We start from the raw sequence: 10,170 nt of genomic DNA on the forward strand, positions 1-10,170 counted from the left end.
CTAAAATAGTAATTAACTGTGAACAAACGTTTTTTAGAGGCGTTTGTTCTTTTTGCTTTAGTTTCGTTTTTTAGGATCAGACAAACAATTGGACAAGAATCTGTGAAGAAAAATAACGGCAACAATTACGGACAAAAAAGCAGTTGCTTGAGAGCAACTGCTTCAATACAGGTTTTATATTGGATATTCATTCAACCAAATTAGCGCTTGTTCATAATCATCAAAAAATCTCACAGATTCTTTCGTATTAGATTGTTGTAAATAATCCATTATCTCCCCCTCTTCAAGGAGAAATGCAATTGCCTTACTGTTATTCAAAATGATTTCATTGAAGAACTTCTCTTTCCATACTTTTTGAACAGAAAAATGATTTGGCGTGTATCCTTTTCTATCCACCAACAATTTGTATTTCCGCCCTTCAGAAATGAATTGCTGACAAACCTGCTCAAAAACATTAAACCATTCATACACATCATCTGTTTTTATATTGCCAACTAGATGGGTAACAATTATATCTCCTGAAACTGTTGTGCTGATATTCTGTTTACTCAACTTGGAATCCCCCTTAGTTACAATTTTGCGGAAAAACCGCATAAAATCAATAAAGAAAAATTTCTTACTTGACACTCCCACCCCACCGCTATCAAACTAAGCTCATGTAACGTCAATTATAAGCGAAATTGTGTCTTTTTTCGCTAAGCTACTTGATTATCAGACATGGTACAATTGTAAACGATACCCAATATATCATAGACTGTTTTCTTCTCATATCTATGGGATTTCCGCCATCATTTACCGCCTCAAATCTATTCGTTTTAACACGTATATTCAAAACAAAATATATGACAAATAAATAACGACAGTTACTGTAATAATGCTGAAAAGTGTTGAAAATAAAACGATTTGTGCATGTAATTCAGGCTCTATTTGATATTCCATAGCAATGGTTGATGTATTTCTTGAAGTAGGAAAAGAACTTGCAATAAATAATGATTGTGCAACAATACCATCGATGTTTAGTATGTATATTACGGCAAGTGCTAATAATGGTCCCATCAGTAACCTTCCAATTAAAGCCCATGTTATGACTCGATGGAAAAAATTAAGTTTAATGTTAGATAATTGTGCCCCTAGCAATATGAGTGCTATTGCAACAAAACCATTCGCAAGCTGATTAAGAGGAATAAAGATAGAATTAGGTATTTGAATTGTAAAAGATTGAAAGAAAACCCCTAATACGAGTGCATGAAATACAGGCAGTCTTAGAAATGATTGAATAATACCTCCGATTGTTTTTGTTGCTGATAGTAAGTTATATATCCCATATGAATAAGTTAAAAGATTCTGGAAAATAACAATAAAAATTTGAATGGAAACCCCCACTGGATTGTGACTGAAAATCAATTGACTTACCGGTAACCCATAATTACCGGAATTCATTAACGAAATGCTATTTTTTAGAGCTGCACTTTCTCCTTTTTCTAACTTTAATATTTTTGAAATGAAATGACTTACTATGATCAGACTCAGACTATAAAGCATTAAATAGTATATTATCTGGAGCAACAAACCTGTTTCTATACGAATATCATATATATTCACAAATACAGCCGCTGGCATTAAGCAATAAGTAATAAGTGTAGATAGCTGCTTTAAGTTAAATTGGAACTTTCTTTGTAAGATTGCACCAATTAGCATCAATATTAATATCGGTAATATTACGTCTAATATAATAAATACAAACATTTAAAACCTCATTCTAAATATATTTTAGTTGGATTAAACGCTTTACTAAATGTGGACACATTTCATTCATCGGAAAACACCCTTAGTTCTCAATAATCAGAAAACTGAAATCGATAATATGAAAATGCTCATCAAAATTCTTATTTCATTTCCTCCTCTCTTTTCTTTAACATATCAAATATAACTCATAAAGAAAATTATGGATTATTTATACAAATTCATAATTTTATCTTATTGAACTAAACTGTATTCTTTAGTGTAGTACTTTTTTCACAATATCCGTTAGCCTTACCAAAAAATTTGGCCCTAAAAAAATCTGATACTGCAGTTACTATGCGAAGAATACTTACATCAATCCCATACTTGTCGCTTAAACCACCTAACACACCTGATACTTGTTTATCTTGAGTGGACTTATATTTTTTTCATCTAAACATCCCGATTCAATTAAATATTTGCATTCTAAAAATGAGTTCGATCTTTAGAATAGATTTAAGATTTCCTTCACTAATCTACCCTTTAAATGAATAACTTTTGACTTCTATATTTTAAAATAAAATTCCATAAGCCTTCTGTTTTTCATTTTAAAAACACATTCTTATAGAAAACGAGCGTTTATTGAGATATCAATAAAAACATGTTGAAGCCTATTACTAAAAGAACCATCCCAATATACTTTGGGATGGTTCTTTTTCCTTATTAATGATTCTTTAACATCACTAACAATTTCTCTTGGCTATACATCCATACTGTAATGATTAAACAAGCAAGTGCGACTTCTGATAGCGCCATAAATCCAATTGCATAATGACCTGTTAATTGGAATAGTAATGTTAAAATTAGCGGTGGGAAGAATCCTCCTAGTCCACCTAAAGCTGATACGAGACCATTTACAATACCAGCTTGTTCTGAGAAATACATTGGAACGAGTTTGAAGATTGTACCATTACCAATCCCTGCACAAAATGCTACTAGTAAGCAACCAAATGTATACACGTTCATACTTGGCATAAACGATAAAATAATACCTGAAAGTGTTAAACCGATAAATACGAAGATTAATATTTTAAATGGATTAAACTTATCACCGAGCCAACCACCAATCGGGCGCATAATTGTTGCGAGTACGATGAATCCGGCTGTCCGCATACCTGCATCTACTTTCTCTAATCCGAAGTGAGATACTAGAAAGTTTGGTAAGTATACTGTAAATGCGACAAATGATCCGAATGTTAAAAAGTAAAAGATACATAAAAACCAAAGTTTCTCATTTTTATATACACCTTTTATTTGTTCCATTAGTGGTGTATTCACTTTTTTCTCCTTACGATCACCTAATAAAAAGTTCATAAGTGCAAACGCTGCAAGTAAAACTAAATAACATTGTACTGTCGTTCTCCAGCCAACTGAAGTTGCAATGACAGGTGCTAAAAACGAAGTAATTGCTGTTCCGGCGTTACCGACACCGTAAATACCATTTACAAAACCGTGACTCTCTTTCGGAAAGTATTTTGGTAAAGAAGTTACTCCTACAGAGAATACAGCACCACCGATTCCTACAAATAATCCACCAATAATTAAATCCATCATAGAATTGGCAACACTAATATAAAAAACAGGAAATAATAATAGAATAAAACTAATAAAGAATAATTTTCTTGCTCCGAAACGATTCGTCCAATAACCAATTGGAATACGAAGAATAGAGCCTAAAATAACAGGTACTGCTGTGACCATAGAAATTTGTCCCGCAGTTAATGGAATATCCGCTTTAATATAAGGCATTAATGATGATAAAATGACCCATACCATAAAACCGATAATTAGATTAGAAGTTTGTAAACTTAATTGAAAATTAGGACTTTTCATCCTGTTCCCTCCTATGTATGCATAGTTATATTCATTCTCTCCAGCCTAATCACGTCCTAACATGATTAGGCTGAAAAGAATCAACCACCACTTACTGGCGGAATCATTGCTACGATATCGCCAGTTTGAATGATGTCATTCTCATTTGCATACTCTTCATTTATCGCGACCATAATCTCGTTTGAAATTGCTATGTTGTATTTCTTAATGAGTACTTCCTTCAGCTTCGCAACTGTAATATTTTCACAATCTATGTGCAATGACGACTTACTTACTTCTTCCTGTAAATGTGCAAATAATAGCACTTCAATCATATTCTCATCTCCTTTCTAGGCTCACCATTTGCATATGTTACCCTCTCTAACTGATCACCTATCCATGACTCACCATCTTCCCAAAACTCTTTCTTCCAAATTGGAACAATTTGTTTAATACGCTCCATAATATATTCGTTCGCCTCATAGGCAGCTTTCCGGTGTGGTGTAGAAACAGCAACGACAACAGCAAGATCAGAAATTTGTAATGTACCAATGCGATGTGTAATAGCGACATATATCCCCGGCCAATTCTCTCCTACTTCAGTGCCAATTCTCTCAAGCTGTTTCTCCGCCATTGTCTTATAAGCTACATACTCTAAACAAAGTGTACGTCGACCTTTCGTAAATTCTCTAACAGTACCAATAAAAGTAGTAACCGCACCACACTCACGACGAATTACTTTGTTTGTAACTTCTTCAATTGAAATAGGTGTATCAATTACTTCATAATACGTATGTGTCATTTTGCACCTCTTATCTTTATATAAGTTAGCAACCTATTTTTCTATTACTTGTATGATCGAAGCGGCTCTTCCCACGGCCACTCACTTCCGTTGTTTGATTCTAATAACAGTACCGAAACAGTAATTCCAGCTTTAAATCCTCTCGTTCCCCCTGGCAAAACGATAAATGCATTCGCTTCTGCAAGTGAAGAAATTGCGCTAGATTTATCTAAACCAACTGGTGTAACTTGTAATTGCCCATCTACAATTTCCACTCTCCCTCTTATAAAACGAGTAAATGGGTTTGCTTTCGGAAAGTCTTTTTGTAAAATTGCCTCTGCACGATATATGTGCGAATCTTCCCTATGCAAGTATTTTCCAATCACTGGTCTAACATATAATTCACAACCGACATAACAAGCAGAAGGATTACCAGATAGACCAAATAGTAATTTTCCTTCTACCTCAGCTACAGTTGTCACACTTCCTGGTCGCATCGCTATTTTGTCAAAAAGTACATTAGCTCGTAATCTCTCATAGATGGCAGGTAAATAGTCATAGTCTCCTACTGAAACACCACCAGTTGTAATTAATATATCAACTTCTTTTATCGCCTTTTTTACAGTGTTATAACACGTCTCAAAATCGTCAGCGAATTGCCCATAATACTGTACAATCCCCCCTGCTCGTTCAATTTGAGCAGCTATCATATAGGAGTTACTATTTCGAATCTTCCCTGGCTTTAATTTTTCATGTACTTCAAGCAGTTCGCTACCCGTCGTTACAATTCCAATCACTGGTTGTTTTATAACATATACCGTACTATAACCAAACGTAGCAAGAAGTGCTGCTACTCCAGGATTAATAACAGTCCCTTCTTTCACAAGGATAGTATTTTGTTTTACATCTTCACCTTTAAAAGAAATGTTATCACCGGCTGTGAAACAGCGTTTTAATGTCATATAAGTCTTTTCGTTTTTTTCAAATCCTTCCGTTAGTTCTAACATAACAACCGCATTACACCCTCTCGGAATTGCGGCTCCTGTCATAATACGGACAGCTTGAAATGCTTTCACTTCTTCTGTAAAAACAACCCCTGCTCCAATTTCACCAATTACTTCAAACTGAATAGGGTTACTACTACTTGCTTCTTTCGTATCTTCTGATCGAATCGCAAACCCGTCGTACGGAGAGCGATCAAAATGCGGGACATCATGATCTGCAATAACATCTTCTCCAAGCGTTCTTCCGTAACTTTCTATAAGAGAAACCTCTTCTGTTTCACCTTGATGAGCATATTTCATTACTCGTGCAACTGCTTCTGCCACTGGAATCGGTATACGTTTTGCTAACATTCTTTTTCACCTCGTTTTAATAAGGGGGAAACTCTCTCTGTTCATCCTATATATTTTGCGTACAATCGTTTTGCTATTTTCACATCATTTGTCCCATGAATAAATGCCCTACCGTCTGTAAATAAAACAAAACGATATTCATCAATTAGAAATGATAGTAAGTACGGCGTTTTTTGGACATGTACAATTTTTTGTAATCTTTTTTGAATTTCGTTTAAATTTAGAACTCTCTTTATTCCTGAACGGATTTGAACTGTATTCCGTCCGCATAGCACCTCCGTTTTCACCTGTGATTCAAATGTTAAACTTGGGTACGTACGTGTATTTCCGCAAGATGGACATGTACTTTTTTTCTGTTTATTTACTTTTAATGAGAGAAATTGATTGTTCCAAATATCAAATGATAACATTGTTCCTCGTAGCGTCTCGAAATCATCCACCAATATTTTCATTGCTTCTGTCACTTGGTGAGCAACAACCATCTGTACAGCTGGCTGAATAATTCCCGCTGTATCACATGTTGCACCGCCCATCGGATGATCCATTAAGCAGCGAAAACATGGTGTTTTTCCTGGAAGACTTGTATACGTTACACCGTAACCTCCAACGCATCCACCGTATATCCAAGGTATATTTTCTTTTTGTGAAATATCATTTATAAGTAGGCGCGTATCGAAGTTGTCAGTGGCATCTATAATGAGATCCACTTCTTTTGTTAACTCTTCTATTTCTTGCATTGTGACATCCATTACAACTGGTACAATTTCCACTTCAGAATTAATCTTTCTTACATGTTCTGCCGCTGCAATTGCTTTTGGTTTGCATTGTTTTGCATCTTCTTCTGTATATAACTGTTGCCGTTGTAAATTACTCCATTCGACATAGTCACGATCGGCAATTGTCAATTTCCCAATTCCCATCCTAGCGAGTGCTTCTGCATTCGCAGCCCCTAGTGCACCCGCACCGATTAGGAGCACATGCTTTTCTCTTATTTTTCTTTGTCCCATTTCACCAATTCCAGAAAACAACACTTGTCTTGAATAACGCTCTTGCATAAGAAATCCTCCTTTCACTATCCACCAATGTAAGACATTTCAACTTTTGGACGTTTACTTGCACTCTCAACCGTTCTTTCATCTGAATATCGATCTGTTCTATATCGCCATGTATGTTGTAAAATTTTTAATAGTGAGGCATCAGAAATATTTTCTCGAAGAAGCGTTCGCAAATCCGTTCCTTTTTCTCCAAATAGGCACGTAAAAAACTTACCATCTGCCGAAATACGTGCTCTCGTACAAGAAGAACAAAATGACTCAGAAACAGAAGTAATAAATCCCACTTCTGCATTACTCCCTACATATCGATACAATTTCGCAACCTCTCCAAAGTAACGAGGCTGAGCGGGCTCAATTGGATATACACGATTAATTTTCTCTATTAATTGTTCCTTCGTAACGACTTGCTCAAAGTTCCATCCGTTCGTACTGCCTACATCCATAAACTCAATGAAACGTAACTGTATTTCTTGTTCTTTAAAATAACGAACCATAGGAAGAATTTGACTATCATTCATCCCTTTTTTTACGACCATATTTACCTTTACTTCTAATCCAGCTTCCTTCGCTGCTTCAATTCCTTTCAGTACAGGTTTCGTACTTACATTTCTTCCATTAATTTTTTGGAAGACATGATCCTCTATTGCATCTAAACTAATATTCACACGCTTTAATCCTGCTTCTTTTAGCGCCTTAGCTTGTTTTGCTAAATGAATTCCGTTTGTTGTGAGTCCAATATCTTGTAAGCCTTCTAGATTTGTAAGTCTTGCAATTAACGTCGATAAGTCTTTACGCAATAAAGGTTCACCGCCAGTAAGCCTAATTTTATTAACTCCCATACTTATAAATAATCTCGCTAACCTTTCTATTTCATCGAACGTTAATAAAAGCTCTTCCTTTAAAAAAGCGTAATCAGGTCCGAACACTTCAGCAGGCATACAGTATGTACACCTAAAATTACAACGATCAATAACTGAAATACGTAAATCTTGAAGTGGCCGCTTTAAAGAATCTTTTATGTTCTCGTGCATCTCTATCCCTTCTTTTCTGCTGCAATCCTTAGTAAGCTTTCATTTTTTTATTTGCCTTTATTATAAAAAAGAAGCTACATATTCAATGTGACTTTTCTCACATCACTTTCCCCATTCAAAAACTTTTCACAAATCCGTTCGTATTTTGTTCACATCTTCAGGACATACTCTTTACGGTCATTGAAATTTTACATTATTTTTAAAATAGCTCTTGCATTTTCATCATATTTACACTCAAAATAGGAAATGTATTGCTTATAAGAAGAAAGGTGATCACTGTGGCAAACAGTATGACATTATCTCAAGATTTAAAAGAATTACTTGCATCTGTTGAATATAAAATGCAAATTAAAAAAGGTAGTTTTATTTTTCAAGAAGGTATGGAGGCAACAGAGCTCTATATCATCCACTCAGGAAAAGTACAAATTAGTAAACTAAGTGCTGACGGACAAGAATTAACACTTCGAATTTGTTCAGAATATGACATTATTGGAGAATTAACATTGTTCACGGACAATGCGAAATACTTATTAAATTCAAAATGTCTTGAGGATGTGGAAGTAGGCGTTATAAAGCGTGAAGCATTAGAAAAAGCATTACTCCAAAAACCTGCACTCGTATTTGAATTTATGAAATGGATTAGTGAACATTTAAGAAGAATGCAAACGAAGTTCCGAGATTTAGTATTACACGGCAAAAAAGGTGCCCTGTATTCTACCCTTATACGAATGACAAATAGTTACGGTATATTAAAAGAAAATGGGATTCTCATCGATTTACCATTAACAAATCAAGAACTTGCTAATTTCTGTGCAACTTCACGTGAAAGTGTAAATCGAATGTTAAATGAATTAAAAAAGCAAGGTACAATTTCAATTCATAAAGGAAAGATTACAATCCACGATTTACAATTTTTAAAATGTGAAATTGCTTGTGAAGATTGCTCTGCTTCTGTTTGTAGCATTGATTAGCATCTTATTTAGATGCTAATCTTTTTTCAATTTAAGCCATTTATTAACGGTTATTCCCTCTGTAAACAAAAACGAGGCCTTCCATATTAGACCTCGTTTCGTTTTAACCATTAGCTCCTATCCGTTTACAGCAGTATTATTTTTTCAATTCATTAGGAATACGTCTTCTGTAAATTACATAACTACGGCTTACATATTTAATTGGGGCACTAAATACATGTACTAGTCTTGTAAATGGCCATACTGCGAATAAACCCATCCCTGCAAGAATATGAATTTTAAACCATACTGGTACTTCCATCATATATTCAACTTTCGGTTGGAAAATAAAGAGGCTTCGGAACCAAGGGCCAATTGTTGTACGATAATCAAATCCTTTTGAATCGATATTTAAAAATGTTGAAGAAAGTCCTGCTAGCATTACGATAAGTAATAAAATAAGCGCAATATAATCTCCCTTTGTACTCGTTGCAATGATACGTTTTACAGTTACGCGGCGGTACGTTAATATAATTAAACCGATGATAGAAGCAACACCTGCCGGAAGCCCAAAACTAATTGCTACTACATGATACATATGCTCAGAAATACCTATTGAACGGTATACAGCTTCTGGAATTAAAATCCCCATAACATGACCGCCAATTACGAACATAATCCCAAAGTGGAATAATAGACTTCCGATTCGGAGCATTTTCTTTTCTAATAGTTCACTAGATTTTGATGTCCATCCAAATTGATCATAGTTGTATCTAAAAATATGTCCACCGATAAAGATTGCAAAAATGATATAGGGAAACAATACCCATAGAAATTGATCCATCATTTTAACAACTCTCCTTTCTAATTTGTCTGTACACCCCATGTATCGATAGCGAGTAGAACAGCCGCAAGAATTGGTTCATACATACTACCTGCTTCTTTTAACTGAACGTGTAATGCTTGTATGTTTTCCTTGTATTTACTCATAATTGGTTCACTGTCTTGCTCATTTGCATTTGCAAAAAACTCAAGCAATAGCGGTAAATAATCAGGTAATTCTTTATCTGTTACTTCAAAACCTGATTTTTTATAATGCTGTTTTAACTCCAGTAATTCAATACCTCTTTCTCTTTGTTCACCAGTGTTCATATAAGTAAGATACATATTTGTTTTCTTACCAAAATCGAATGTATATACGTAACTATCAATCAATTGATCATTCGTTTTATTTAGCGCTTGTTTTATAAATGTTGCAAGTGAAGCTTTAACATCGTCCTGTTCAATCGCTTCAATCTCTTCTAGTAATTCAGTTAAAGCTTCCCTCCACCCTAGTTCAGGATAGGAGAGAAGGAATGAAGAACAAGAAAAAGCAGTTTGTAAACTTTGTTTCATATTTTTCTG

The 10,170-nt window shown here is 34.7% G+C and carries 11 protein-coding genes and 1 pseudogene; 1 reads left to right on the top strand and 11 read right to left on the bottom strand.

The genetic code is table 11. The annotated features are described in order from the left end of the window. Window positions 1-174 precede the first annotated feature (174 nt). The 9 genes and pseudogenes from IQ781_RS04995 to moaA form a co-directional block, all read right to left on the bottom strand. Window positions 175-594: an STAS/SEC14 domain-containing protein gene (locus IQ781_RS04995; protein ID WP_072770268.1), complete on the bottom strand. Its 420-nt coding sequence runs from the start codon at window positions 592-594 to the stop codon at window positions 175-177. 234 nt (window positions 595-828) lie between these two features. After that, window positions 829-1,746: an AEC family transporter gene (locus IQ781_RS05000; RefSeq protein ID WP_000497498.1), complete on the bottom strand. Its 918-nt coding sequence runs from the start codon at window positions 1,744-1,746 to the stop codon at window positions 829-831. Window positions 1,747-2,042: 296 nt separating this feature from the next. After that, window positions 2,043-2,132 (bottom strand): annotated as a pseudogene (locus IQ781_RS28280) (hypothetical protein); the annotation flags it as partial. A gap of 313 nt (window positions 2,133-2,445) precedes the next feature. Next, on the bottom strand, window positions 2,446-3,615 hold the full coding sequence (narK, locus tag IQ781_RS05005; RefSeq protein WP_000841841.1) for a nitrate transporter NarK: 1,170 nt from the start codon (window positions 3,613-3,615) through the stop codon (window positions 2,446-2,448). Between the two features lie 80 nt (window positions 3,616-3,695). Continuing rightward, window positions 3,696-3,929 carry a molybdopterin converting factor subunit 1 gene (gene moaD, locus IQ781_RS05010; RefSeq protein WP_000573688.1) on the bottom strand — a complete coding sequence of 78 codons (234 nt, stop codon included), beginning with the start codon at window positions 3,927-3,929 and terminating at the stop codon, window positions 3,696-3,698. Further along, window positions 3,926-4,396, bottom strand: a complete 471-nt coding sequence (gene moaE / locus IQ781_RS05015; RefSeq protein ID WP_000149962.1) for a molybdopterin synthase catalytic subunit MoaE — start codon at window positions 4,394-4,396, stop codon at window positions 3,926-3,928. The genes moaD and moaE overlap by 4 nt, the downstream gene beginning before the upstream one ends. 44 nt (window positions 4,397-4,440) lie before the next feature. After that, window positions 4,441-5,730 (bottom strand): molybdopterin molybdotransferase MoeA, encoded by a 1,290-nt coding sequence (locus tag IQ781_RS05020; RefSeq protein ID WP_065211618.1) that lies wholly within the window; start codon window positions 5,728-5,730, stop codon window positions 4,441-4,443. A gap of 41 nt (window positions 5,731-5,771) precedes the next feature. Then, complete coding sequence (locus IQ781_RS05025; protein WP_001158123.1) at window positions 5,772-6,785, bottom strand: molybdopterin-synthase adenylyltransferase MoeB; 1,014 nt, start codon at window positions 6,783-6,785, stop codon at window positions 5,772-5,774. 17 nt (window positions 6,786-6,802) lie between these two features. Beyond that, a complete protein-coding gene (moaA, locus tag IQ781_RS05030) occupies window positions 6,803-7,816 on the bottom strand; it encodes a GTP 3',8-cyclase MoaA (RefSeq protein WP_000545004.1) in 1,014 nt (337 codons plus the stop codon). A gap of 278 nt (window positions 7,817-8,094) precedes the next feature. On the opposite strand from moaA, the gene IQ781_RS05035 reads away from it, so the two are divergent. Continuing rightward, window positions 8,095-8,787 (top strand): Crp/Fnr family transcriptional regulator, encoded by a 693-nt coding sequence (locus IQ781_RS05035; RefSeq protein WP_000013865.1) that lies wholly within the window; start codon window positions 8,095-8,097, stop codon window positions 8,785-8,787. 136 nt (window positions 8,788-8,923) lie between these two features. Here IQ781_RS05035 and narI read toward each other — a convergent pair whose 3' ends face one another. Together narI and narJ are read right to left on the bottom strand one after the other, a co-directional pair. Then, window positions 8,924-9,613 carry a respiratory nitrate reductase subunit gamma gene (gene narI, locus IQ781_RS05040; protein WP_000969213.1) on the bottom strand — a complete coding sequence of 230 codons (690 nt, stop codon included), beginning with the start codon at window positions 9,611-9,613 and terminating at the stop codon, window positions 8,924-8,926. Between the two features lie 17 nt (window positions 9,614-9,630). Next, window positions 9,631-10,161: a nitrate reductase molybdenum cofactor assembly chaperone gene (gene narJ, locus IQ781_RS05045; protein WP_000814216.1), complete on the bottom strand. Its 531-nt coding sequence runs from the start codon at window positions 10,159-10,161 to the stop codon at window positions 9,631-9,633. Window positions 10,162-10,170 lie beyond the last annotated feature (9 nt).

The sequence above is a fragment of the Bacillus sp. N447-1 genome (assembly GCF_022701035.1).
Lineage (GTDB): Bacteria > Bacillota > Bacilli > Bacillales > Bacillaceae_G > Bacillus_A > Bacillus_A cereus.

Excerpts from the sequence above, each read along its gene's own strand:
- narI (WP_000969213.1), bottom strand. The coding sequence starts at position 9,613 with ATGATGGATCAATTTCTATGGGTATTGTTTCCCTATATCATTTTTGCA.
- IQ781_RS05020 (WP_065211618.1), bottom strand. The coding sequence starts at position 5,730 with ATGTTAGCAAAACGTATACCGATTCCAGTGGCAGAAGCAGTTGCACGA.
- narK (WP_000841841.1), bottom strand. The coding sequence starts at position 3,615 with ATGAAAAGTCCTAATTTTCAATTAAGTTTACAAACTTCTAATCTAATT.
- narJ (WP_000814216.1), bottom strand. The coding sequence starts at position 10,161 with ATGAAACAAAGTTTACAAACTGCTTTTTCTTGTTCTTCATTCCTTCTC.
- IQ781_RS05000 (WP_000497498.1), bottom strand. The coding sequence starts at position 1,746 with ATGTTTGTATTTATTATATTAGACGTAATATTACCGATATTAATATTG.
- moaA (WP_000545004.1), bottom strand. The coding sequence starts at position 7,816 with ATGCACGAGAACATAAAAGATTCTTTAAAGCGGCCACTTCAAGATTTA.
- moaD (WP_000573688.1), bottom strand. The coding sequence starts at position 3,929 with ATGATTGAAGTGCTATTATTTGCACATTTACAGGAAGAAGTAAGTAAG.
- IQ781_RS04995 (WP_072770268.1), bottom strand. The coding sequence starts at position 594 with ATGCGGTTTTTCCGCAAAATTGTAACTAAGGGGGATTCCAAGTTGAGT.
- moaE (WP_000149962.1), bottom strand. The coding sequence starts at position 4,396 with ATGACACATACGTATTATGAAGTAATTGATACACCTATTTCAATTGAA.
- IQ781_RS05025 (WP_001158123.1), bottom strand. The coding sequence starts at position 6,785 with ATGCAAGAGCGTTATTCAAGACAAGTGTTGTTTTCTGGAATTGGTGAA.